The organism is Sulfurimonas sp. (genome assembly GCF_029027405.1).
Classification (GTDB): Bacteria; Campylobacterota; Campylobacteria; order Campylobacterales; family Sulfurimonadaceae; genus Sulfurimonas.
In genome coordinates this window covers 697926-723003 of the sequence record NZ_CP093396.1, presented here as the reverse complement: position 1 = coordinate 723003, position 25078 = coordinate 697926, and the positions used below count along the sequence as shown (strand labels likewise).

20 protein-coding genes and 2 tRNA genes are annotated in these 25078 nt (G+C 32.8%); 6 read left to right on the top strand and 16 right to left on the bottom strand.

Translation table 11 applies throughout. The annotated features are described in order from the left end of the window. Positions 1 to 25 precede the first annotated feature (25 nt). Genes MOV42_RS03650 through MOV42_RS03635 form a run of 4 tightly spaced genes read left to right on the top strand, consistent with a single transcriptional unit; the run spans position 26 to position 4315 of the window. Positions 26 to 3316, top strand: a complete 3291-nt coding sequence (locus tag MOV42_RS03650) for a hypothetical protein (RefSeq protein WP_324172445.1) — start codon at positions 26 to 28, stop codon at positions 3314 to 3316. 1 nt (position 3317) lies between these two features. Then, positions 3318 to 3644, top strand: coding sequence for a tetratricopeptide repeat protein (locus MOV42_RS03645; RefSeq protein WP_324172444.1), 327 nt, complete (start codon positions 3318 to 3320; stop codon positions 3642 to 3644). After that, complete coding sequence (locus MOV42_RS03640; protein ID WP_324172443.1) at positions 3641 to 4045, top strand: hypothetical protein; 405 nt, start codon at positions 3641 to 3643, stop codon at positions 4043 to 4045. Before MOV42_RS03645 ends, MOV42_RS03640 begins: the two co-directional genes overlap by 4 nt. Before the next feature lie 33 nt (positions 4046 to 4078). Next, complete coding sequence (locus tag MOV42_RS03635) at positions 4079 to 4315, top strand: hypothetical protein (RefSeq protein WP_324172442.1); 237 nt, start codon at positions 4079 to 4081, stop codon at positions 4313 to 4315. A 69-nt stretch (positions 4316 to 4384) separates the two neighbouring features. Here MOV42_RS03635 and MOV42_RS03630 read toward each other — a convergent pair whose 3' ends face one another. Next, positions 4385 to 5569: an IS3 family transposase gene (locus MOV42_RS03630; protein WP_324170993.1), complete on the bottom strand. Its 1185-nt coding sequence runs from the start codon at positions 5567 to 5569 to the stop codon at positions 4385 to 4387. 90 nt (positions 5570 to 5659) lie between these two features. On the opposite strand from MOV42_RS03630, the gene MOV42_RS03625 reads away from it, so the two are divergent. Next, the gene (locus MOV42_RS03625) at positions 5660 to 5788 is read left to right on the top strand and encodes a hypothetical protein (protein ID WP_324172441.1); all 129 of its coding nucleotides are present in this window, start codon (positions 5660 to 5662) and stop codon (positions 5786 to 5788) included. A gap of 232 nt (positions 5789 to 6020) precedes the next feature. Here the strand turns inward: MOV42_RS03625 and MOV42_RS03620 are convergent. The 9 genes from MOV42_RS03620 to MOV42_RS03580 all read right to left on the bottom strand — a co-directional run bounded on the left by MOV42_RS03620 (position 6021) and on the right by MOV42_RS03580 (position 14489). Next, positions 6021 to 6097, bottom strand: a tRNA-Met gene (locus MOV42_RS03620). Between the two features lie 18 nt (positions 6098 to 6115). Next, positions 6116 to 6192, bottom strand: a tRNA-Arg gene (locus MOV42_RS03615). A gap of 38 nt (positions 6193 to 6230) precedes the next feature. Beyond that, entirely contained in the window at positions 6231 to 6446 is a 216-nt protein-coding gene (locus MOV42_RS03610; RefSeq protein WP_324172440.1) for a hypothetical protein, read from the bottom strand. A gap of 5 nt (positions 6447 to 6451) precedes the next feature. Next, a complete protein-coding gene (locus MOV42_RS03605; RefSeq protein ID WP_324172439.1) occupies positions 6452 to 6679 on the bottom strand; it encodes a hypothetical protein in 228 nt (75 codons plus the stop codon). Between the two features lie 79 nt (positions 6680 to 6758). Next, positions 6759 to 7937 carry a 2-methylaconitate cis-trans isomerase PrpF gene (prpF, locus tag MOV42_RS03600; RefSeq protein WP_324172438.1) on the bottom strand — a complete coding sequence of 393 codons (1179 nt, stop codon included), beginning with the start codon at positions 7935 to 7937 and terminating at the stop codon, positions 6759 to 6761. Beyond that, positions 7937 to 10537 (bottom strand): Fe/S-dependent 2-methylisocitrate dehydratase AcnD, encoded by a 2601-nt coding sequence (gene acnD / locus MOV42_RS03595; protein WP_324172437.1) that lies wholly within the window; start codon positions 10535 to 10537, stop codon positions 7937 to 7939. The genes prpF and acnD overlap by 1 nt, the downstream gene beginning before the upstream one ends. A gap of 2 nt (positions 10538 to 10539) precedes the next feature. Beyond that, a complete protein-coding gene (gene prpC / locus MOV42_RS03590) occupies positions 10540 to 11685 on the bottom strand; it encodes a bifunctional 2-methylcitrate synthase/citrate synthase (RefSeq protein ID WP_324172436.1) in 1146 nt (381 codons plus the stop codon). A 27-nt stretch (positions 11686 to 11712) separates the two neighbouring features. Further along, positions 11713 to 12585 (bottom strand): methylisocitrate lyase, encoded by an 873-nt coding sequence (prpB, locus tag MOV42_RS03585; RefSeq protein ID WP_324172435.1) that lies wholly within the window; start codon positions 12583 to 12585, stop codon positions 11713 to 11715. Then, entirely contained in the window at positions 12582 to 14489 is a 1908-nt protein-coding gene (locus MOV42_RS03580; RefSeq protein ID WP_324172434.1) for a propionyl-CoA synthetase, read from the bottom strand. Before MOV42_RS03580 ends, prpB begins: the two co-directional genes overlap by 4 nt. Before the next feature lie 126 nt (positions 14490 to 14615). On the opposite strand from MOV42_RS03580, the gene MOV42_RS03575 reads away from it, so the two are divergent. Next, positions 14616 to 15584, top strand: a complete 969-nt coding sequence (locus tag MOV42_RS03575; protein ID WP_324172433.1) for a hypothetical protein — start codon at positions 14616 to 14618, stop codon at positions 15582 to 15584. Between the two features lie 3 nt (positions 15585 to 15587). Here the strand turns inward: MOV42_RS03575 and MOV42_RS03570 are convergent, their stop codons facing one another. From MOV42_RS03570 to MOV42_RS03545, 6 genes are all read right to left on the bottom strand, one after another. Continuing rightward, on the bottom strand, positions 15588 to 17687 hold the full coding sequence (locus MOV42_RS03570; RefSeq protein ID WP_324172432.1) for a hypothetical protein: 2100 nt from the start codon (positions 17685 to 17687) through the stop codon (positions 15588 to 15590). A gap of 93 nt (positions 17688 to 17780) precedes the next feature. Further along, positions 17781 to 18368, bottom strand: coding sequence for a response regulator transcription factor (locus MOV42_RS03565; RefSeq protein WP_324172431.1), 588 nt, complete (start codon positions 18366 to 18368; stop codon positions 17781 to 17783). Positions 18369 to 18370: 2 nt separating this feature from the next. Next, positions 18371 to 19717 (bottom strand): HlyD family type I secretion periplasmic adaptor subunit, encoded by a 1347-nt coding sequence (locus MOV42_RS03560; protein ID WP_324172430.1) that lies wholly within the window; start codon positions 19715 to 19717, stop codon positions 18371 to 18373. Continuing rightward, positions 19710 to 21872: a type I secretion system permease/ATPase gene (locus tag MOV42_RS03555; RefSeq protein ID WP_324172429.1), complete on the bottom strand. Its 2163-nt coding sequence runs from the start codon at positions 21870 to 21872 to the stop codon at positions 19710 to 19712. Before MOV42_RS03555 ends, MOV42_RS03560 begins: the two co-directional genes overlap by 8 nt. A 21-nt stretch (positions 21873 to 21893) precedes the next feature. Then, complete coding sequence (locus MOV42_RS03550) at positions 21894 to 23048, bottom strand: OmpA family protein (RefSeq protein WP_324172428.1); 1155 nt, start codon at positions 23046 to 23048, stop codon at positions 21894 to 21896. Beyond that, positions 23048 to 25066: a TolC family outer membrane protein gene (locus MOV42_RS03545; protein WP_324172427.1), complete on the bottom strand. Its 2019-nt coding sequence runs from the start codon at positions 25064 to 25066 to the stop codon at positions 23048 to 23050. The genes MOV42_RS03550 and MOV42_RS03545 overlap by 1 nt, the downstream gene beginning before the upstream one ends. Positions 25067 to 25078: the final 12 nt, after the last annotated feature.

The window sequence follows — 25078 nt, the reverse complement described above, 5'->3', positions numbered from 1 at the left end:
GTATCTAAAAGTATAAATTAAGTTTATGTCAGCACTCCCTCCATATATAAACTTAACCTTTTTAAGAGCACTAAGAGGAGCAAGAGACTTTAGAGTTCTTAAAGACTATTATCAAACAAATACTAGTGACTATACTCAAGATAAAATTGTCACAAAAACCGATGCTTATTTATATGTTACAGATGCTATTAAAACTACAGAGTATAAGGTTATAAATAGAGGTGACTATTCTAACCCTAAGGTTGAGAAGGTACAGTTTAAAGATACAGATACACAAGTCATTCGTAAATATATACCCTGCTATGAAGAAGATGGAAAACTTGAAATCATCTACTCAAATGTAAAACTCACTAAAGAGCAACAGAGTAAGTTCATTCCAGTTTCTGTAACACTAAGTGGTAAAAAAAATCTTCATTGTATAAACCATAAAGATTATTCAAAGTCCATAAAACATATAAATAAAGAGATGAAAGATATTTTAATCTCAAATAAAGAAGCTAAAAAACTAAACAAGTCACACTTAAACATAGTAGTTGAAATAGATGACCCTATCGGTGAAATAGAAGATTTGTATGAAGAGCTAGAATGTTCTTTTCATACTGCTTATGCACATAACAAACCTTTAATAGACAGGATTAAAGAACGCAATGCTTATGCCTATAGCGTAGCAAACTTTATGGATGAACTTGAAGTAAACTCAAACGAGAAACAAGAAAGAAAAAACACAAAGAAAAAACTCCAAAAGGCTTACTATACTTTAGTTGAAGGTATGAAAGAAGATTTTATACCTTATATTATAGATACTTGTAAAGATAGAGGTTTTTCATGGAGCATCAAAGATAGTAATGCTTCTTTTATAAGACTTAATATTTTTGTTGAACATGATGTAGCTATGAGTTACTTAAATGAAGTAAAACTAAATGCTTCGTTTTTACTCGCCACACAACATAACTATAATACCTTTGATGGGAGAAAAATAGAGCATCTTAATGAAAAATGTATCATTGAAAGTAAAAGTCATGACTATTTGTGTTTAGGCGTAAGAGCACATATCAATGGTAGTAAAACATCACACAAGTATGAGATGAGTACTAGAGAGAGTTATACAGAGATAACAGCATTAACACTTTTTAGTCTCTACTTTAGTGGTAAACATAATGATGCTATCGGTACTAAATATAAAGATGCTATAGAAGAGTTTCATTATAATTTAAAGAAGCTATCTGCTCATCCAGAGTTTGATGAAGATATTCAAGAAGAGATTAATGATAAGCTTAAAGACAGTCCTTACACTAAACTCTTTAAAGATAAAAATGGTGACCGTACTGATAACTTCATTGATGATTATGAAAACTTAGAGACTATAGCTAAAGACTGCGCTTTTGAGTGGGAAGGAAATGATAAGACACAGCTTTTAAAGTTTGCTACTTTAATCCCCGCAAAAGAGACCTTTGAGTTTTTTTACGAAATCCCAAAACATAGAGAATCCCCTCAAAATCTAAGTGAAACACTCTCCAAAGAACTTAAAAGTTCACAGCTCAAAGAACTACTAGAAAAGTACAGTAGTCTAAAAGATACAAGTTTAGAGAGAATAGGCCTACTTTTAAATATAGCTTACTCACTTACTGCAAGTAGAACTATGTTTGATGAAGAAGTAAATCAAACTTCTCCTTTTAATACAAAGAGTGCAGTTATGGACTTTTTAATCTCCATCTCAAAAAAACTTCAAGTACTCAAAGCAGATGAACATGAAAAGCTTTATAAAGAGGATATATTTCAACTTTATCATAAAAGCTTACACAGTTTAATCCTTCACTCACTTGTTAAAGGAAGCTATAACGAAAAAGAGTTTTTAAGCCGTCAAGATAATGTAACGAAAAAATTTCTTGATGTCATAGCTCCAGAGACAGCAAAAGAGTACCAACTAGATTTAACAAAACTAGATGATGGAAGTATAGACAAAAACCTAGAAGTCAAAAAAACTCATGAAAAACTATTTGCACAGTTAAAAGCACTAGATGGGATTACGAGTCAGATTCATGCGGCTGAGGATAAGCAGAGAGAGGGAGAGAAAGCTAATACAAAGACACAATCAACTGATGATATTGGTGGTAAAAACTCTAGCAAAGCACAAGCCACAACAGTTATAAAACAACTTAGAAACTCCAAACCCTATAAAATAACCATCCCAGCCCTAAAAGGACTAAGTTTCTTTGTAGCTCTCTATCAAACAGGTAAGATACTCAAAGATTACCAAAAAATGACCTTAAGCTCACTCCTAGAACTTTCAGTCTCCATCAATGTCTTATCTAAGATTACAGGAGAAGCCGCACAAGCAACTAAGTTATTGTCCTCCAAGGCAATAGCATATAATATGTTTAAAGCTATGAAAGAGGAAAAGCTTGTTTTTCAAAAAGTGCTTACTAAACTTGCTATCCCTATTGTTATCTTTGGGGCTTACCATGAGATAGCTTCTTTGAATGATAAAGATTATGATGCAGTTGTTGCTCTTAGTGTTAAAACTGGGCTTACCATAGCTTTAATGCTCTTTGCCTCAGGTATAGGAGAAATCTTGATTATAGGTATAGCTATTGAGCTTATTTGGATGTCGATATCAAGCTATATTATTGATACTAATGTCGAAGTTATGATAGAGAAATCTCTCTTTTACCAAAATGGGCGTAAACCTTATATCTTAGAGAGTTTAAGTAGTGATACTAAAGAGTATCTTTATAAAGATAATTCTAAAAGTATTAAAGAAATTCCTTTTATGCAAAAACCTAAAGATATGAGAGACTTTATCTATGCAAACTACAGTACTCATAAAAAAGAGTTAAACGCTGCGTTTAGTTATGAGCTAAGTTCTTTTTATGCCACTCTAAAAGGGGTGAATATTGAAAAATCTGGGCGTTCAAAACAATACAAATCAAGTAAAGCAACTTATGCTGTATGTAGTTATGTCTCTATCTCTAAAGATTTTTATAAAGATATAAAACGCATTGTACTTCTTGAAGATGATAAAGAGATAGAGATAGATATCTCACAACATGAACTGAAAAATGCTAAAGAGTATATAGACCTTTTAAGCCATCTTGATATAAGTGACAGTTCGGTTATACAAGAGTATCCTAAAAAAGATACCAAGTTATTACTTCATAGTGATGCGATTAGTCTAAAATATGATGTTGTCTATTACTATGATGATGCAGGTAAGTATCTAGCTAGAGCGACAGGCGGTGCGTTAAAGATTATAGATATAAAATCTTTACCTTTAACTAAAGATGATTGTAAAATACTAAATATTCAAATGAGTTAAGATGAAATACAAACTATTAAAATTACTGTTTTTAGCATCTCTGTTTATAGGACAAAGTGCTTATGCGATAGAACCTCTTTCGATTAAGTATGTTGACCCTAAGGCTAGTGAGAAAGCGGATAGTCTTTATAATAAGGCACACAGGTTAAGCGAACAAGGAAAATATAAAGAGTCTGCTAAACTCTTCAAAGAATCTTTTGAATACAATCCTAAGAAGGATGCTGCGTTTAATCTTGGACTAGCTTACAAAAACTCAAAAGATTATAAAAACGCTATCAAATGGTATAAAAAATCTTTTGAGATGGGCAATGCAGATGGGGGGGGGTGAACTTAGGTTTATTATACAAAAAAGTATATAAAGATTATCCAAATGCTATAAAATGGTATGAAAAATCCTACGATATGGGGGATTCTGATGCTTGTGTAAATCTAGGTATATTGTATAAAGAACAAAAAGATATTCAAAATGCAATTAAATGGTATAAAAAAGGCGTAGAATTAAAAAATTATAGCAGTATTAAAAACTTGGGAAATTTATACCATAAACAAGATAAAAATATAAAAGGGGGAGCTTATATGATTGGATTGTTAAGCATAAAGCCTGAAAAAAAGAAAAAGTTACTCTCCTACTTAAAAACAAAATGGAAGTTGACAAACGAAGAACTAAAAAAAGCCTACAAACTCCAAAAAACTCTAGTTCCAAACCCATACACAGGTGGAATAGAATAGATGCTAGAGTATCCAAAAGTATAAATTAAGTTTATGTCAGCACTCCCTCCATATAGAAACTTAACCTTTTTAAGAGCACTAAGAGGAGCAAGAGACTTTAGAGTTCTTAAAGACTATTATCAAACAAATACTAGTGACTATACTCAAGATAAAATTGTCACAAAAACCGATGCTTATTTATATGTTACAGATGCTATTAAAACTACCGAGTATAAAGTTATAAATAGAGGTGACTATTCTAACCATAAGGTTACCACTCCAGTGAAATAGAAGATTTATACTACCCCAATATGTCAAGACAACTTTTTCAAAAATCTAATTCCCTAAATACCTGTTACCCTATGCTACATTTTCACTAGATTTAGTGTAATTCTCATCATTGATTTTTAAACTATCATAATAAACATTCATAGGTTTTTTATATTTCAATGTCTCATGAAATCTTCTGTGATTATAAAATTCTATATAATCCTTAACATCACTTTTGAGAACTGATACTCTCTCATATTCATTGAGGTATATTTTTTCAACTTTAGCACTTCTCCAGAACCTCTCAATACAAATATTATCTGTTGCTCTACCTTTGCCATCCATAGAGATAATTATGTCATTATCTTTTAATGTTTGAGTGTGGATACAGCTTGTATATTGTGATCCTTGATCAGTATTAAATATTTCAGGCTTACCATAGAGTGCGAGTGCTTCATCTAGTACACCTATGACTAAATCTGTATCCATTGTGTTGGATATTCGCCAAGATAATATTGCTTTAGAATACCAATCAATTATGGCAGCCATATAGACCATACCACCTTTAATTTTAATATAGGTTATATCTGTTGACCATACTTGGTTTGCTCTTACGATATCTAATCCTCTTATTTTGTAAGAGTATTTATGATGTTGCTTGTCCGCCCAGCTTGTATTTGGTGGTCTTACAGCTAAAACAGCCTGTAAACCTAACTCTCTACGGTATGCCAGCACTGTGTTGGGACTGACACGAAAACCATCCTCTAGTAGTTGATGATACACTTTCATATAGCCATAGCTTGGTATCTCTTCAAATACTTTTTCTATATGTTTTTTAATTACATTTTTAGCAAGATTTACCATTGGTGCATAGAACAAATTACTTCTGTTATAGTTAATAAGATTACATTGTTTTACAACTGATAATGCCTTATTTTCATCTCTATCAATCAACTCCTTTTTATAGCTAGAGTCCAAGCTGCTTAACTTTCCCACCGCCCAGTCCTTCTCTACTGTTAGTTGACCTACAACCTTTGCATATTCATCAAGTTTAGCTTGTAATCTTACATTCTCTTCTTTGTACTCTTTAATTACTTTTGCAGGTTCCATCGCAACTTCTGCATTTTCCAAGAATATCTTCTTCCAATTTTGTAAGTTTTTTGGTGTGATATTATTTACACTTGCTATTTCATTTAGTGTCTTATCTTCTTTTAAAACTTCTAAAACTAACTTTGTCTTGAATTCTGCTGTATATGTTGTTCTTTTTCGACTCATAAGATTACCTTCTATTTTTATTGTTTAATTTTACTCTTTTAAGAATTAAACTTTAGAAATAGTTGTTTGATTTTCTTGGGGTAGTATAATTTGTATGAAGAGTTAGAATGTTCTTTTCATACTACTTATGCACATAACAAACCTTTACTAGACAGGATTAAAGAACGCAATGCTTATGCCTATAGCGTAGCAAACTTTATGGATGAACTTTATAGATGAACTTGAAGCGTAAACTCAAACGAGAAACAAAAAAGACAAAGAAAAAACTCAAAGAAGTCACAGCAGTAACACTTTGTTTGCGGGTGGGCTTGAGGATAAAAGAACAGATTAATTCCATTAAAGTCTTTTTTCAAGTTATTTAATGCTTAAAAAAGGTTAGGTGTAAATTGCACTCACTGCTTAAATTGGTGAGTTTAGCGGTTCTAAAGGTGTAGTTAAATTTGTTTAATTTTGGTTGCGGAAGCAAGATTTGAACTTGCGACCTTCGGGTTATGAGCCCGACGAGCTACCGAACTGCTCTATTCCGCGATATTTGTAGTTAATAAATGGTGCGCCCGACAGGAGTCGAACCTGTGACCTCTGGTACCGCAAACCAGTGCTCTATCCAGCTGAGCTACGAGCGCACACCGTCTCTATTTAAGAGAACGAAATTATATCACTTTTAACTTATATTAGTATAAATTCTTTGTATTTCTTTTTCTTGAATGAAAAGTTCATGTGTTTTTTTAACATACGCATGAAGCATTCTTTTTAAATCGTTATTTCCATCTACATTAAAATCTTTTGACATTTCTTCTTCTAAAAACGGTGCAAAATCATCTTCAACATCAACATCAAAACGACGACCATTCACATGTAAGACTATCTTTTTACTCATTTGCTTTAGCCTAACATACTTTCTATTTGTTCAACTATTTCTTCGATTTCTAAATCTTTCATAAGAGTTTCATCTCTTAGATTTTGTATCTGAGTATTTTTAACTTCATTTTCTGCTTTGAGTGTTATAAGCTCATTTCTCATTAGCTGATTTTCTTCTTTTAATGAGTTATAGTTTCGTAAAATATCTGTTACTTTTTGGCTTAGTTTTTTTAAATTTGTTTGATTATCCATGAAAATTCCTAACTATTTTTATAATTATAATTTTAGCACAAAAATTCTAAGAAAATCAAACAAAAGCAAGAGTAGTTGTTTAGTTCATCGTATCCGCTGGAACATGAACATTACCTTCCATAATTATTCTTGCACTTCTACTCATGCTTACTTTTTCAATTTCAAATTTTTCATCAATTTTATTTATGACTGCACCTACTTTTAAAGTGCCTGAGGGATGTCCAAAAGTAACACTATCTCGTTGTCCATTACCAGCAGCTAAACTCACTAAAGTTCCAGGTACACAAGCAGCAACACCAATAGCCACAGATGCAGTTCCCATCATTGCATGATGAAGTAAACCCATAGATAAAGCACGGACATTTAACTCAATCATATCAGTAGTAATTTCTTTACCACTTGATGAATTATAACTTTGGGGTTTTGAAACAAAAGCAATTTTAGGAGTATGTTGTCTAGTCTCTGCCTCTTTTATATCTGTTATTAGTCCCATCTTAATAGCACCATAAGCTCTAATAGTCTCAAACCTTGCTAAGGCTTCCTCATCAGAGTTTATGTCTCCTTGAAGCTCAGTTCCTTTGTATCCAATCTCATCAGCATTTAAAAAGATAGTAGGAATTCCTGCTGATATCATTGTTGCTTTAAAAGTTCCAACTCCTGGTACTTCTAAATCATCAACTAAATTACCTGTTGGAAATAGTTTCTCATCAGCATCTACAGGAGCTACAAACTCAACTTTTACCTCTTCTGCGGGAAATGATACCCCATCAAGAATAAAGTCACCCATCTCTTTTACAACACCATTTGCCATAGGTACATAAGCGATAATAGTTTTTTTAATCTGTGTTTGCCAAATACGAACCTCAACAATTCCATTTTCAACTAGCTTAGATGCATCTACTAAACCACTTTTTATAGCAAATGATCCAACTGCACCAGTAAGGTTTCCGCAGTTTCCACTCCAGTCAACAAATGGCTTATCTATTGCCACTTGACCAAAATAATAATCTACATCATGATCATCTCTTTTACTTTTATCAACTATGACAGTTTTACTAGTACTAGAAGTTGCTCCACCCATACCATCAATTTGTTTTTTATATGGGTCTGGACTTCCCACAACTCTTAGAAGAAATTTATCTTTTTTTTCTTGGTCTTCCCAAATCTCTTTAGGGATATCCACAAGATTGAAAAAAGTTCCTTTACTAGTCCCACCACGCATATATGTGGCAGGAACTTTTATTTGTGGTTTATACATTATTTTTTACCAGCAGCAACAAAGTCTTTAGCAAATTTCTGTAAAATACCACCAGCATTATATACTTCAACTTCAGCAGAAGTATCAAGTCTACAAGTAACAGGAATATTTACAACTTCACCATTTGCTCTTGTCATGATAACTGTCAGGCTTCCTCTTGCCTCAATCTCACCAGAGATTTCATAAGACTCAGTCCCTACTATAGAGTAAGTTTTTCTAGTATCTCCATCTTTAAATTGTAATGGAAGAACACCCATACCAACAAGATTTGTTCTATGAATTCTTTCAATTGATTCAGCAATTAAAACTTCAACACCAGCAAGTCTAACACCTTTAGCAGCCCAGTCTCTTGAAGACCCTTGACCATAGTTAGTCCCTGCAATAATAATTAATGGCTGTTTTCTTTCCATATAAATTTCAATAGCTTCCCACATTCTAGATTCTTTACCTTCTGGCATGATTGTAGTTAATGAACCTTGTTTAGTTTCACCATTTGCATCTTTAACCATTTCATTAAATAGTTTTGGATTTGCTAATGTTGCTCTTTGAGCAGTATAGTGATCCCCCCGATGCGTTGCATAAGAGTTTAAATCATTTATAGGAAGACCCATTTCAAGACAATACTCACCAGCAGCACTTGTAGGCAAAATTGCATTTGAAGGTGATAAGTGATCCGTTGTAATATTATCAGGGAATACACCTAGTGGTAACATGTTTTTAAGAGCAGGTTTACCCATAAATTCATCTTCCCAATAAGGAGGTTTGTTGATATATGTACTTTTTCTGTTCCACTCATAAAAAGGTGAAATTTCAACACCTTCCATAATACTTTTTGCAAACATCGGTTCATAAATAGCTTCAAACATTTCAGGTCTAACTGATGCTTTTTCAACTGCATTTATTTCTTCATCGCTTGGCCATAAATCTTTTAGTGTAATAGGATTACCATTTTTATCTGTACCTAAAGAATCTTTTTCAATATCAAATCTTATAGAACCCGCTAATGCATAAGCTACAACTAACGGTGGAGATGCTAAAAATGCTTCTTTTACATATGGGTGAATTCTTCCATCAAAGTTTCTGTTTCCAGAAAGTACAGCAGTAGAATAAATATCGTTATCAACAACTTCTTTTTGAATAACTGGGTCTAAGGCTCCTGACATACCGTTACAGGTTGTACAAGCAAAACCTACAATACCAAAGCCTAATTGTTCAAGTTCAGTAAGTAAATTTGCATCTTTTAAATACTCTTCAACTATTTTAGAACCTGGAGCTAAAGATGTTTTAACCCATGGTTTTCTTTTCAATCCTAATTCATTTGCTTTTTTAGCCAATAAACCAGCTGCAATAACATTTCTAGGATTTGAAGTATTTGTACATGATGTAATAGCAGCAATCAAAATTGCACCATCTGGAATCTGATCTTCTGTAATCTCTACACTACTATCAGTAATTCCTTCAGCTTTTAGAGTTGAAGTTGGTACTAATTTATGGGGTTTAGAAGGACCTGCTAAACTTCTTGTAACTTCTGACAAATCAAATGTTAATTCTCTTTGGTATGTAGCTTTAGATAAAGAAGTTGTCCATAAACCATTTGCTTTTGCATAAGCTTCTACAAGTTTCACTTGAGAAGATTCTCTACCTGTTAATGTTAAATAATCTAAAGTTTGCTCATCAATACCAAACATAGCAGCAGATGCACCATATTCAGGAGTCATATTAGAAATAGTTGCACGATCTCCTAAGTTTAAGAACTCTAAACCCGTACCGTAAAACTCTAAATATGCAGATATAACATTACTTTCTCTTAAAAATGAAGTTAATGTAAGTGCAATATCAGTTGCAGTAATTCCTTCAGCTCTTTGCCCAACAATATTAACACCGATAATATCAGGAACTCTCATAAAAGAAGGGTTTCCTAACATAACATTTTCAGCTTCCAATCCACCAACACCAATAGCTAAAACACCAAGTGCGTCAACATGAGGAGTATGAGAATCAGTTCCAACTAATGTATCAGGACTTGCAATTCCATCAACATTATGAATAACTGGTGACATTTTTTCTAAGTTAATTTGATGCATAATACCATTGCCTGGAGGAATAACATCTACATTATCAAACGCTATTTTAGTCCAGTTAATAAAGTGAAATCTATCTGCATTTCTTCTATCTTCTATATCTCTATTATTTTGAAATGCATCTGGATCAAATCCACCACACTCAACTGCTAAAGAGTGGTCAACAATAAGTTGAGTAGGAACTACAGGATTAACTTTTTTAGGGTCTCCACCTTGATCTGCAATCGCTTCTCTTAAACCAGCTAAATCAACTAATGCTGTAAGCCCTAAGATATCATGAGTTACAACTCTTGATGGATACCAAGGAAAATCTTTATCAGTTCTTTTTTCAATAAGTTGTACTAGTGAATCTTTTAAATCTTCACTTGGACATTTTCGCAAAAGGTTTTCAGCTAATACTCTTGAAGTATAGTTCATTTTTTCAAAAGAACCAGCTTGTATATCTTCAACAGCAGCTTTTACATCGTAAAAGCTAGTGTCAAATCCTTCTAATTTTTTTAGATACTTATCATTTGTCATAATTATCTCTCACTTAATGGAACAAAAGTAAGATTTTCATCACCAACATATTGAGCTGAAGGTCTAATGATTTTCCCATCTTCTCTTTGCTCAATTACATGAGCTCCCCATCCTGAAGTTCTAGCAATAATAAATAATGGAGTAAACATATCAGTTGGAACTCCCATTTGATTATAAGAAACAGCAGAGAACCAGTCAAGATTTGGAAACATTTTTTTAGCATCCCACATTACTTCTTCTAATCTTGAAGCAACATCGTACATTAGAGTGTCATTATTTTCAGTTGAAAGTTCCTCTGCAACTTTTTTAATAACAACATTTCTTGGATCACTTGTAGTATATACAGGATGCCCAAAACCAATAACGATTTCTTTTCTAGCCATTCTTTCTTTGATATCTGCTTCTGCCGCGTCAGGAGAGCTATATCTTTGTTGAATTCTAAATGCTTCTTCGTTAGCACCACCATGCTTTGGACCTCTTAAAGCCCCTATTCCACCTGTGATTGCAGAAAACATATCAGAGTTTGTTCCAGCAATTACTCTTGCAGCAAATGTAGATGCGTTAAACTCATGCTCAGCATAAAGGATTAAAGATATATGCATAGCTCTTACCCAAGATTCTTTTGGAGCTTCGCCGTGTAGTAAATGTAAAAAGTGAGCTGCAATCGTATCATCATCAGTTTCAAGTTCAATTTTCTTATTGTTATGAGTATAGTGATACCAATATAATAAAATAGATCCAAATGATGCCATAAGTCTATCAACGATATCTTGCGCTTCATCTTTTGGATGTGCTTTGTCTTCTGGTTCGATGCATCCAAGAGCTGAACAACCTGTTCTCATTACATCCATAGGATGTGTATCTTTAGGCAATTGCTCTAAAACTACTTTAACAGCAGCTGGTATATTACGCATTGATTTTAGTTTTGTTTTATATGCACTAAGCTCTGCTTTATTTGGTAGTTTTTCATGAACGATTAGGTATGCAATCTCTTCAAATTCTGCTTTTGTAGCAAACTCTAAGATATCATATCCACGGTAATGTAAATCATTTCCTGTTATACCAACTGTACATATAGCAGTGTTACCTGCTGCTGTGCCCGATAAGGCAACAGACTTTTTAGGTTTAAATCCTGTAGTAGTACTCATAATTTATCCTTTATTATTTATAATTGTTTATTTACTTTTTGAAAAAAGTGCGTCTAGTTTATCTTCATATGCATGGTAACCTAACATATCATAAAGTTCCATTCTTGTTTGCATAATTTCTACAGTAGAGCTTTGAGTACCTTTATTTAAGATAGCTTCAAAAACAGTTAGTGCTGCTTTATTCATAGCTCTAAAACCTGAAAGTGGGTAAAGAACCATACTTATACCAACACTTGCTAATTCTTCAACTGTAAACATAGGAGTTGCACCAAATTCTGTAATATTTGCTAAAACTGGAACTTTGATAACATTTGTAAAATCTTCATACTCTTTAAGTGTATGAATAGCTTCAGCAAAAATCATATCTGCACCAGCATCTACATAAGCTTGAGCACGCTTAAGAGCTTCTTCTTGACCTTCACTTGCGTGAGCATCTGTTCTAGCCATGATTACGAAATCAGGATCAGTTTTTCCATCTACTGCTGCTCTAATACGGTCACTCATCTCTTCAATGCTAACTAGTTCTTTATTAGGTCTATGTCCACATCTTTTTTGAGCAACTTGATCTTCAATATGACATCCAGCAGCACCCGCTTTTGTCATCTCTCTTACTGTTCTAGCTATGTTAAATGCTCCACCCCAACCTGTATCTGCATCTACTAATAATGGCACATCACATCTACCTGTGATTCTTCTAATATCAATACATACATCTTCTAACATTGTCATACCAAGATCTGGTAAACCATAACTAGCATTAGCAACACCAGCACCTGAAAGATATAAAGCTTTTGCTCCAGCACGTTCTGCTTGAATAGCACTATATGCATTGATTACACCTAATATTTGTAATGGACTCTGATCTTTTAACGCTTCTCTAAATTTTTTTCCTGCACTCATGCTTCTTCCTTCTTTTTTGGGTATCCAAGAGCTGTAATAGCTGCTTGTATTTCTGGTAATACTGTTTCATCTTCAATAGTTGAAGGCATATTCCACTCTTTTCCATCTGCCATACTTCGCATAGTTCCACGAAGAATCTTTCCACTTCTAGTTTTTGGTAGTCTATCTACAATAGTTACAATTCTAAAGCTTGCAACTGCTCCAATTTCATCACGAACAAGTTGAACAATTCCTTCACATAAAGATTGATTATCTCTTTCAATACCTTCTTTTAGAACTGCAAAGCCCATAGGAACTTCACCTTTTAATGCATCATCTACACCGATTACAGCACACTCTGCTACATCAGGATGCTTTGCAACAATTTCTTCCATCTCACCAGTTGAGAGTCTATGTCCAGCAACATTAATTACACCATCCATACGACCCATAACCCAAACATATCCATCTTTATCGATATATCCAGAATCTCCAGTTAAATAATATCCTGGGTAAAAGTCTAAGTATGAACGCTTATATCTTGCATCATCTTCCCAAACTCCCATAAGACAACTTGGTGGTAGTGGTAATTTAAGTACAAGATTTCCTAATACACCTGGTTTGCATTGCTTACCATCTGCATCTAGTGCTTGAAGATTAAAGCCTGGCATTGGTTTTGTAGGACTTCCTGATTTTACTTTCATAGGATCTAATCCCATTGGATTTGCTGCAATTGCCCAACCAGTTTCAGTTTGCCACCAGTGATCAGTTACTTCTTTTCCAGTTACTTCTTTCATCCACTCTAAAGTAGGAGAATCACATCTCTCACCAGCTACAAAAAGACCTTTTACGCTACTAAGGTCATATTTTTTAACCCATTCGCCTTTTGGGTCTTCTTTTCTAATAGCTCTAAAAGCAGTTGGTGCTGAGAAAAGTATATTTACTTTATGCTCTTCACAAACTCTCCAGAATGCTCCTGGATTTGGTGTTCTAACAGGTTTACCTTCATAAACAATAGTTGTACAACCATTCATAAGTGGAGCGTAAACGATATAAGAGTGTCCAACAACCCAGCCAACATCACTTGCTGCCCAGAAAACATCGCCTGGCTTTGCATCATATACATTATCCATAGACCATTTCATAGCAACTGCATGTCCACCATTACTTCTAATAACACCTTTTGGTTTACCAGTAGTTCCTGATGTATAAAGAATATAAAGAGGGTCAATAGCATCTAAAGGAACACAATCAACTGCTGCTGTTTTTTCTTCTTCCTCAGCCCAATCAACATCTCTCCAAGGAAGCATATTTGCTCTTTCTTGAGGTCTTTGATGAATAATACAACATGTAGGTTTGTGAGTTGCTCTTTTAATAGCTTCATCTAATAGAGGTTTATAGTGAATAACACGACTTATCTCTATACCACAGCTAGCACTCATGATAACCTTAGGTTTTGCATCATCTATACGAGTTGCAAGTTCATGTGCAGCGAAACCACCAAAAACAACAGAGTGAATAGCACCAATTCTTGCACATGCAAGCATTGCTATAACAGCTTCTGGAATCATCGGCATATAAATAACAACTCTATCGCCTTTTACAACACCTTTATTTACAAGGATACCAGCAGTTTTAGCTACTCTATCACGAAGTTGTGTATATGTATAAGTTTGTTTAGAGTCCGTTACCGGAGAGTCATAGATAAGTGCCGCTTGGTCACCTCTTCCATGATCAACATGTAAATCAAGTGCATTGTAACAAGTGTTCATACATCCACCGACAAACCATCTATAATGTCCGTTTACTACATCCAATACTTTATCCCACTGATGATACCAATGAACTTTTGTTGCTGCCTCTGCCCAGAATTTTTCAGGATCTTTCAGTGACTCTTTGTACATTTTGTCGTAAATTGCTCCCATAACTATCTCCTTTTTATTTTAGAAGATTATACATTCTATAGATGCTATTTGCTTGTACAAGATTAAGTGAGCTTATACAATTTCTGTACAACTTGTATTTTTTGTACAAAAACTGTACAATATCTTATGAAAACAGTAGAAAAAATCATAGAAATATACAATCGTTCCCAGCTTAGCATCTCAAAATTTGCTTCAATTATTGGTAAAGATAGACGAACAGTTACTTCGTGGATAGATAAAATTTCGCAAAAAGAACCAAATAATGAAGTGTTAAAAAATATTTCCTCATTTTTTAGATATCCAGATAATATTTGGGAAGAAGAAACACAAGAGGATGATTTTTTAGAAATAATTTCTAAAATTCCAAAAGAAGAGTTAAAAATTATAGATGAAGGCTACCTAGGTGGGCTTAAATATATTTTAGCAAGTGAAGATAAAGAGAGATTTGTAATTCATCCACAATTTCCTGGTCCTATGTATAGAGACACTACTATTCCTAAAGTATATAGAACACAAAATAGCTCAGAAGTAGAAAATTTTAAAAAAGAAAGAATAACCAAGATGCTCTCTTACTCTTTTGAAACAACAGAATGGTATTCCATAGAATCTCTTTTAAACTTTTGTTTTTCACCAATAGGTAATTTTTATACAAGAGAGCAGAAAATTCATATTTTAGAATTAATGTATGATAGTTTTCATGAGAACTATAACAAGCATCTATACCTTTTTGACTCTTTTTCAAGAAAAATATATGGTTTTAATACTATGTATATATCTATAAATATTAAAGAGCAGGTAATGTTTTTTAAATCTCCTCTTAATTCTGTTTTTATAGAAGTTAGCAATAAAAAACTAATAGAGAGAATTCACAAACACTTTACTTTTGGAAGTGAAGCACCAACACATGTTAATCCAAATGATGTGACTAATATACTAAGAATATTAAAAGATGCTATAAAGTCAAACCTTTCACTAATTCAAAGCTACGAAGAAATAAATAAACAAACTTTTTATGGTGGACTCTTTAGAAATAATATAAGTTTATCAGTGCAAGACAAACTCTCTGCCCCTAGAGAAGGGCAAAGAATAAGTTAGTTTTTACATACCTGTTGTAATAATTTCTTCATCTATAGTAAGCTCTACTCTGTATCCATCTGAGTGAGAATAGCTAAATGTTGTGTTATCTCCATTATCAACCATTGATGTTTGTATCCAATCACCACTTTCATTTAAATCACTTGCATCAAAATTATTAGTATCATTACCTGTGATTATTAAACTATTTACAGATTCTGTAATGTCAAAAATATCTTCAAGTGAAATATGGGTAATTTCTGCATTGCCATTCATTTGAATCCCTTCAACATTTTTAATTCTTTCTAAGTTATCATCTGAAAAATCAAGTTTAATTCCATCTTCTAAGATGACGGTATCAAAATTATTTACTGTTTGAATTTCATTTTGATGCATTGGAGTACTAGTATCTACATTTATTACAACATCAACTGCATCTGATTCTAAACCTGATTCATCTGTTACTTTATACTGATACTGTGCATCTACTACTTCCTTTACATCAATACTAGCTAAGAAGTAATCACTAGAATCTCCAAACCCATGTTGATGTACATTAAAACTTGCACTAAACTGTAACTGGTCAAAAGCTAAACCTTCTATATTAAAATAACCAGCTTGAACAGCTCCGCTATTTTCAGAACCAATATTTTCTGTGCTTAAAACAAAATCAGGAGCAAAATTATTATCTCCTATATTCTTAGAAAAAGTAAATGAACCAACTTTATTTCCATCTAAGTAAGCATCTACAATACCAACTTCTGATTCGATATGGTTATTATATAAATGTGTAATTCCTATTTTTGCACTTGTAACAGTAGACGCGAAGTCCACAATAATTCTTTCTGTATTTTCACTTTTTGCATCATAACCTATCTGATTATTTTTTCCACCTGCTGCACCGGCAATACCGATACCACTTTTTGCATTATATGTAACTACTGACTCATCTCCATTTAATCCGATTGCTTTTAGACTAACACCTGACCAGCTGTCAGTTACACTTTGCACACTTCCAAAGTCATCTGCTCCACCAAGAGATGTAGCATCTCCAGTTGTTGGTACTTGTTCATGTGTTACGATCCAATAAACATTATCTCCATTACCAAAACTCATAGTTTGCATGTTTGCATCTGTGATTTTTGTAAATGAGCCATTTTGTTCTAGATATAAATCACCGTAAGAATTTGTAGATGCTAACTTAGTTATTTCATAACTTAAGGAATTCTCCAAGCTTTGAGCATCTACTCCACCTAAATCAGCAGGGTCTGAGAAGTCATTTTCAACACTACTTCCATCTAATCCACCACCAACATCAAATTTTTTGAAAAATGCTATATCCGATATGTCTGGCTTCTCAGCATCATTAAAAAATGCACTTAATAAAGTATTTAATGCATAATCATCAGAGTTAATATTTGATGTTGTTGTAACCTCATCAGCCTCTGGAGAGCTTAAATGCTCTCCTGTGTTACTATTTCCATCTGTATTACTACTTGTTTCTCTAATAAGAACATCTAATTCTATATAAGTATCTGAGCCATCTTCTGTACGCATTTCTAAACCTGCGTCATTCATTCTCCGCTCATATCCACTGTTGCTAACTAAAACATTATCTCCATCTGTGCCATGGTCAACATATATATTTTTATTTACTTCATCATTAAAAGGAGTATCCAGAAGTCCTGAAACTGCATGAGTAGAATTTGCATCTCTATACTCAAAAACACTTACTCCGCCTTCATTTTGCCTAGCTTGTTTTTCACCAGCGGCAGTTTCATCAAAAATCCCTAAATATTTTTCTTTATCAGCTTCTTTATCGTTCGAATATATCTCATCATCAAGTTCTCTGAAACTCTTTTTTGCTATATTACCTTCTATACTTGCTTCACCTGTCACAGAACTATTAAAAACTTGTTCTTGAGCGCCACTTAAAACAATATTTCCTGCACCATTATTCATAATGATTTCTATACTTGCACTTGCAGAGTTACTTTTATCCCCATAAATAACAGCATTTTCTTCTATTGTATCTCCCTCTTTTAGCTCAATGATATTTCCATCTGCATCTTTTGTAAAAAATTTACTTAACGAACCGTTTATAATTAATATTGTTGCTGCCATGATAATTTTCCTTGACTTAATAGATTATTTATCAAGTTTATCATAATTAAGAATTCATTTATATTGTCCAAAAGTACAATATATATAAAGAAATTATTTTAGAAGTAAAGCTAGAGCAAGTCTGTCTTTAATAAAAAGTTTTGTGTAGATGCTTTGGGCGTGTGCTTTTACTGTTCTAGGAGTTATGTCTAATTTTTGAGCTACACTTTTGTAAGTATCGCCATCTTTAAGTAGCAAAGCTACTTCTTTTTCTCTCTCACTTAGTTTATCTAGCACAAACAACACATCTCTTTCTTCTTGGATCGGTATCTGATTTATAAGTAAAGATGTAAACTCTGGATGCAACCAAATCATACCTTCTTTCATAGTTTTTATGGCAGAAAGTATAAAATGTTCTTGCATAAGTGCATTTCCGTACCCTTTTGCACCTAAAGCTAAGATTTTTCTTGCAACTTGTATATCTGGAGTTCGGTGCAATACTAAAACTAAGTTTTCATTTTTGTTAAAAAGAGAAAGCATCTCTCTTTCATTTTTGTTAATAGCACAATAATTAATAATAATAATATTGCCTAAAGAGTTTGTTAATTCCTGCAGTTCATCAACAACCAGATATTTTTCTTCAAGGGTATTTTCCCAATAGCTAAGCAAATTTATATCATCGCTATAAAGTATAATATCCATACTTATCTCTCCGTAAATGTGTATTGTTTAGTTTTTAAAATTGGTTTTAGTATATAGTCTAGCACACTTTTTTGTCCTGTTATAATATCAACACTAACTGTCATACCAGGTATAATTTTTAATTTTCTAGATATATCGCCTATAAAATTTTTATAAGTTTTAATTCTCACAGTATAAAATACATTATCTTTTTGATCAGTTATAGTATCCGCACTGATTAAAACAACCTCTCCTTTTAAGCCACCATAAATAGAAAAATCATAAGCTGAAAATTTAACTATTGCTTTTTGTCCAGAATATATAAAAGCAATATCGGAAGGTTTAATTTTAACCTCAACCAATAAAGCAGCATCACTTGGAACTATTTCAATTATATCTGCTCCTGGTTGAATAACACCACCTATAGTATGAACAAACATCTCTTGAACAATTCCTTTCATAGGAGAGCGAACTATAGTACGACTAACTTGATCTTTTAAGGCAGTAGAGTTTGCTCTTAAACCTCTGAGTTCTGCAACCGCTTCATTTAGTTTAATTTTTGCTTCACTTTGATAAAGTAGCTTTGTTTCATTTATATAACTCTTCCCTTCTTTTATGGCTGACTTTAATCTAGGAATTGATTTTTTTGTAGCGCTATACCTTGCTTCAATTTCATTAGCTTCTCTTTGTAACTTTAAAAAATCTCTTCTTGAGCTAACACCTCGTGCAACCATTGGACTTGTCATTCGAACTTCTTTTTTAATTAACTCTGATGATGATTTTAAGTGAACTTCTTTGGTTCTTGCTTCTGAGAGTTCTTGTTTTTTTTGAACTAGCTGCTCTCGCAGTGCATTTAATTTCGAATTTAATTGATTTTTATTGATATTATATAGACTCTCTTCATTTGCCATGAAGATTGGTATTCTTGATTTTATCTCCCTATCTACTTTAAATTTTTCTCCACTTGATTCTGCGCTTAGCCTAATTATTCTAGCTTCTATAGCATCTGCTTTAATTGCATTTGTACTAAAAGATGAACGGGATTTTTCATTATTTATCTTTAAAAGAATTTGCCCTTTTTTAACACTTTGCCCTTTTTTTACTAAAATATCTTCAACTATTCCACCTTCAAGATTTTGAATCATTTGATTTTCACCACTAGGTATAATCTCTCCATCACCTCTAGCAATTTCGTCAATAAGTGCAAAATTAGCCCAAACTAAAAACATAGCAACTGCCACAATCCAAAAATATAAAACAATTCTAAGAGTAGCGGGCGTAACTTGAATAACAGCAGCACTCAAAGAGTGCATAAACTCGTAATCCTGAGTAGATAGATTTTTATTTAAATTATCTTTTTTCTTAAACACTTTTTCCACCACCTAACTGCGCAGTAACTTCATCTTTAGGTCCATCTAAAATAATTTTTGAATGATGCATCACTATAACTCTATCAACCATAGATAAAAGACCTAACTTTTGCGTAACAAGAAGTAAAGTTTCTTTTTTAAATTCAATACTAAATCTTTTCATAATACCGTTTTCCGTTGTTTGATCCATAGCATTCGTAGGTTCATCTAAAAGTAAAATAGCACTGTTTTGCATTAAAGCACGAGCGACTCCAACACTTTGCCTTTGACCACCAGAAAGACCAGCACCTCTCTCACCTATTGGCATCTCATAACCTCTAGGGTGAGTTCTTACAAAATCATCAACTCCACTAATTTGTGCAGCATAGATAATATCTCCTATATCAGGGTGTAAATCAGAAGAAATGATATTATCTTTAATCGTACCTCTAAAAAGATTAACATCTTGGGGGACATAACCAATAGAACGACGCAAATCTGCTGGATCTATCTGAGTAATATCTATATCGTCAATAAGTATAGTCCCACTATCTGGATCAAATAATTTCAATATAAGTTTTGCTATCGTTGACTTTCCAGAACCGATGCGACCAATGATAGCAACTTTTTCTCCTGGATTTATCACAAAACTAACATTTTGGAGTGCTGGAATATCTGCTTCTGGGTAGCTAAATGTTACATTTTTAAACTCTATTTTACCATGAAAACTTGGTCTTTCAACAAATTCTTTACCTTCTGTTCTCTCCATATCTTGAGAGATAATATTATTTAAAGTTTCATATGAACTTCTAGCATCTGAATAATTGGAAATCAAACCTGCTGCTTGACCCATTGGAGCTACTGTTCTTGACGTTAAAATCACTACTGCAATAAGTCCACCCATAGTTAGTTCGAACTCTTGAATAAGGTAAACTCCAAAAACAACTACAAAAACAGTGTTTAGCTGAATAAAGAGGTTTGTAACATTTGGAATAGAAGAAGATAATATACGAGATTTTAGATTTTTTTTTGCTATTTCCCCAGTTGTTTCTTCCCACTCCCACTGCTGCTTACCTGTCATGCTCATTGATTTTACTGTTTCAATATTTTGAAGAGTTTCAATTAATATACCATTTTTCTTAGCACTTGCTTCATGTGAGCTTTCTATTGACTCTCTTAATGGTTTTCTAATAATAAGAGCATAAGCTAAAATAAGAAACATTGTCGTAATAGGAACAAAAACCAAAAAGCCACCTATATAATAAATGACCATTAAAAATATAATAGCAAATGGTAAATCTATTACTGCCGTCATAGTAGCGGTTGTGAAAAAGGAACGAACAGATTCAAAATCTTTCATATTATTTGCAAAAGAGCCAACGGACTTTGGATGAACTGCCATTTTTAAATTTAAAACTTTTTCAAAAATAATACTAGACATGATAATATCACTCTTTTTTCCAGCCAATTCAAGCATATATCCACGAGTTATTTTTAAGAAAAAGTCTAATATATATACAAAAACAATCCCAATACTAAAGACCATTAAAGTTTCTTGAGCATTATTTGGAATAACTCTATCATATACATTCATTGTAAAAAGTGGAGTCGCAAGAACAAACAAATTTATTAAAAGAGAAGCCCATAATACATCTCGATAAATACTACGAGAAAGGTTTAATGTACTCCAAAACCAATGCTTAGACTTTACATTTAAAGTACGAGATTTTTTAGAATCATACTCAAACCTTTTTTTAAGTAAAAACCCGTAACCTAAATATTCTCTTTGTAACTCTTTTACATCTACCCATTCTTGTGAACCATCTTCATCTGGATATATGATTTTCACTTGTGTTCTATCTTGTGAAAATTTTTCTAAAATACAAGAGTTGTCATTGCTTAAAAGAAGTATCATAGGTAAATGAAGTTGCAACATTGCTGGAATTTCTCTTTTTATCAAAGTTGATTTTAATCCTGCTCTAGTTGCAACACGAGAAAAAAGCGACTTTGATTTTGTTTCAACTGAAAAAAGTTTTGAATCACCATCTTTTGCATATATAGGAAGTCCTGAGAGTAGAGCCTCAGCACTAAAAGGTTTATGAAAGAGTTTTGTATATAAGACTAAGGAATCTAGTAATGAATCTTCTTTAACAGATACGCCAACTCTTTCATTCATTACTCTACCTTTGTTTTTTTATTATTGCGCATTATAGGATAACTTAACCTCAATACGACGATTTTTTGCTCTGCCCTCTTTTGTTCTATTGCTTTGAATTGGGTCTAATTCACCTCTACCTTTAGTAGTAATTCTAGATGCCGCAATACCCTCATATATGAGTGCAGATTTTGCTGTTGCTGCTCTTCTTTGAGATAATCTCATATTTAGTTCTGCTTTACCAATACTATCTGTATGACCAATGATTTGGGCATTAAATACAGGATTTTGTTTTAAGAAAACAGCAAAAGTAACAATTTTTTCATATGAAGATTTTAGTATCTTGTCTGAATTTAGTTTAAATATTATTTCTAACTCTTTACCTAGAGCACATCCTATTGGATCAACACTTACACCTTTTGATGTATCTGGACATCTATCTTTATAATCAACAACGCCATCACCATCACTATCTAGTGGACATCCTTTTTTGTCTACTTCTATACCAATAGGTGTTTTAGGACACTCATCTTTATAATCAATAACCCCATCTTTATCACTATCAATTGGGCAACCGTAGCTATCTACTTTTGCTCCTCTTGGCGTTGCTGGGCATCTGTCTATGCTATCAAAGACACCATCTTTATCACTATCAATATCTTTAGGAAACTTTACATATAAGGTAACCATTACACGATTTGAAAGTTCTTTTCCTTCTGTCAATGAATCACTAAAAGCCATATCTTTACCACCGCGATATGATAGTGTCATAAGCTCTTCTTTTATTTCATCTTTAACTAAAGCATCTTGAATAAACTTAGCATTTTTTTTACTAAGTTCAATAGTTTCCTCTGTATCAACTTTCTGTTGTATGTAGCTAGGAAGAATTAACGATGCCTCAGGAGTATGTCCAATAATTGTAATACTAACACTTTCTCCTCTTAGGATATATTTTTTTATAGTATTAGTTATATCTTGAAGATTCGTAGTATTTGTATCTTCATTCATTTCATCTTCTAATTCATCTTCATCAAAATTTAACATTTTGAATCGAATAATTTCTTGAAAATTATCATACATAAAAACATCTAACTCTGCTGTTTTAGACTTTTTATTGTCTTGTTGGATTTTATAGTTATCATCATAAGTTCCTGCAAACAAAGAATATGCAAAGATTAATATTAGTAAGTATTTCATTATATTTCCTCACTTCTTTTACTTAATTCAATCTCAACCCGACGATTTAAGTTTAAGCCTTCGGCTGTTTCATTACTAGCTATGGGATCATCTTCCCCACGCCCTTCACTGCTAAGTCTTTGTGACTCAACACCTTGATCTTGCAAAGCTTTTTTTATTGCCTTTGATCTTTTATCTGAAAGTTTAAAATTTTCCTCAGAATCACCTATATTATTAGTATGTCCTATAATATGAACTTTGTAGTCTGAATTTTCCTTTAAAAATCCAACTAACTCATCTATCTCTTGTTTTGAGTCACTTGGAACTTTTGAACTTCTTGCTAAAAAATTAATTCTCAAACTCAAAGATATTGTGCATCCTTTTTCATCAGCCGTATAACCAAAAGGTGTTTTAGGACATTTATCAGCATAATCTTTAACACCATCAAAATCACTATCAAGTGCACAACCATCTGGAGAAACTTTTGCATTTATTGGCGTAAGTAAACAAGAATCTTTCGCATCTATCACGCCGTCACTATCGCTATCTCTCATAATTTTTTTACAGCCATAAGGCATAATATTGTTCTCTTTTAAAGAGTTGTCACAAAGATCTAAGTTATCAGGAATTTCATCACTATCAGAATCTAGGTTGACAGGAAGAGTATCTAAAATTTCTAAAGCCTCATTTTCACTATATAAATTTACTTTTGCTGCATAATTATTAGCATCACCAACTATTGCAGTAACTAATAGTCCCATAGCATCTAAAATACGATACTTTGCAAATAGTTGATCATACTCAGCAGTTATAATTTGACTTCTAGCGTTTATAACATCATTTTGAGATGCTAAAAGGTCAAGTAAAGAACGACGACCTAAATCATATTCTTCTTCATATAACTTTAATGTGCTTTCTGAAAATCCACTATATTCTCTTAAGTCTTTTAGTTGTTCGTCAATCATTTTGTAAGCATTCCAAGAAAGGTCTAAACCTTCAATTACTTGACGCTTTAAATCTCTTTTACGCTCTATTTCTTGATTTATTTTACTTAAATGCTTTTGAACATTAGCCTTATCTGCTCCACCACGAAAAATGTTATAGTTAAGAACTAAACGAGCACGAAATCTATCATCTGGAGAATCAAATGCATTTCGTGTTTCAACATCATTATAAAACTGGCTTATTTCTAAATCAACCTTCGGTAAGTAATCTTTTTTGCGTTGTTTATATAATTCCTGCGCACCTTTGATGTTATATCTGCTAACTAGGAGTGATGGATTGTGCTCGATAGAATACAGGGCCGCTCTTTCTACACTTTCTGGCATCACTATATTAAAGTTTGGTCTTTTCATTTCATGAACTGTTGGCATACGACCTAAAACTCTTCTAAAGAAGTATTCTGAATCTCTTGCATTATTTTTTTGTACTATTAGGTTTGAACGAGCAAGTGAACGTGAAGACTGAATTTTTTTAACTTCAGAGTCAGTTGTTAAGCCTGAATCAAATAAATCTTTAACTTTCTTATAGATAATTTCATTTATCTGCACATTTTCTCTAGCTGTTTGAGTAAGTTCATGAGAGCGCATTACGCTTACATAAGCATCAACCATTTTAAAAACAATGTCATTAGATTTTTCTATGTAATTGTAAGCAGATGCTAAAATTCTAGTTTCTTCATAATTCACTCTATGAGTAGTACCAAAACCATCAAAAAGATTTTGAGTTAAAGTCAGAGAAGTTTCATAGTTTCCATAGTCTTGTTCAATTATATTATGGCTATAATCTGAGTTATCTCCATTTTTTAATGCTCCTGCTTTATTAAACCCTACAACCACTCTAAAGTCAAGCTGTGGATAATACTCTGCATTTGCGATATTTAAGTCTTGTTGTGTAGCTCTAAAGTTTTTCAATCTTTCCTGAATAACTGGATTTGTATTTAACACTTCAACCACACTTTCTTTAAGACTTAAGCCAAAAAGTGATGATGAAAATATAAAACTTGCTACACTAAAGACGATAAAAGATTTTTTTAACATTATTTATACCTT

Bases quoted from the DNA above. Each gene is read 5' to 3' on its own strand.
- MOV42_RS03605 (WP_324172439.1), bottom strand. From the start codon at position 6,679: ATGGATAATCAAACAAATTTAAAAAAACTAAGCCAAAAAGTAACAGAT.
- MOV42_RS03565 (WP_324172431.1), bottom strand. From the start codon at position 18,368: ATGGATATTATACTTTATAGCGATGATATAAATTTGCTTAGCTATTGG.
- acnD (WP_324172437.1), bottom strand. From the start codon at position 10,537: ATGACAAATGATAAGTATCTAAAAAAATTAGAAGGATTTGACACTAGC.
- MOV42_RS03645 (WP_324172444.1), top strand. From the start codon at position 3,318: ATGAAATACAAACTATTAAAATTACTGTTTTTAGCATCTCTGTTTATA.
- prpC (WP_324172436.1), bottom strand. From the start codon at position 11,685: ATGAGTACTACTACAGGATTTAAACCTAAAAAGTCTGTTGCCTTATCG.
- MOV42_RS03575 (WP_324172433.1), top strand. From the start codon at position 14,616: ATGAAAACAGTAGAAAAAATCATAGAAATATACAATCGTTCCCAGCTT.
- MOV42_RS03550 (WP_324172428.1), bottom strand. From the start codon at position 23,048: ATGAAATACTTACTAATATTAATCTTTGCATATTCTTTGTTTGCAGGA.
- MOV42_RS03555 (WP_324172429.1), bottom strand. From the start codon at position 21,872: ATGAATGAAAGAGTTGGCGTATCTGTTAAAGAAGATTCATTACTAGAT.
- prpB (WP_324172435.1), bottom strand. From the start codon at position 12,585: ATGAGTGCAGGAAAAAAATTTAGAGAAGCGTTAAAAGATCAGAGTCCA.
- MOV42_RS03630 (WP_324170993.1), bottom strand. From the start codon at position 5,569: ATGAGTCGAAAAAGAACAACATATACAGCAGAATTCAAGACAAAGTTA.
- MOV42_RS03650 (WP_324172445.1), top strand. From the start codon at position 26: ATGTCAGCACTCCCTCCATATATAAACTTAACCTTTTTAAGAGCACTA.
- MOV42_RS03610 (WP_324172440.1), bottom strand. From the start codon at position 6,446: ATGAGTAAAAAGATAGTCTTACATGTGAATGGTCGTCGTTTTGATGTT.
- MOV42_RS03635 (WP_324172442.1), top strand. From the start codon at position 4,079: ATGTCAGCACTCCCTCCATATAGAAACTTAACCTTTTTAAGAGCACTA.
- MOV42_RS03570 (WP_324172432.1), bottom strand. From the start codon at position 17,687: ATGGCAGCAACAATATTAATTATAAACGGTTCGTTAAGTAAATTTTTT.
- prpF (WP_324172438.1), bottom strand. From the start codon at position 7,937: ATGTATAAACCACAAATAAAAGTTCCTGCCACATATATGCGTGGTGGG.
- MOV42_RS03580 (WP_324172434.1), bottom strand. From the start codon at position 14,489: ATGGGAGCAATTTACGACAAAATGTACAAAGAGTCACTGAAAGATCCT.
- MOV42_RS03545 (WP_324172427.1), bottom strand. From the start codon at position 25,066: ATGTTAAAAAAATCTTTTATCGTCTTTAGTGTAGCAAGTTTTATATTT.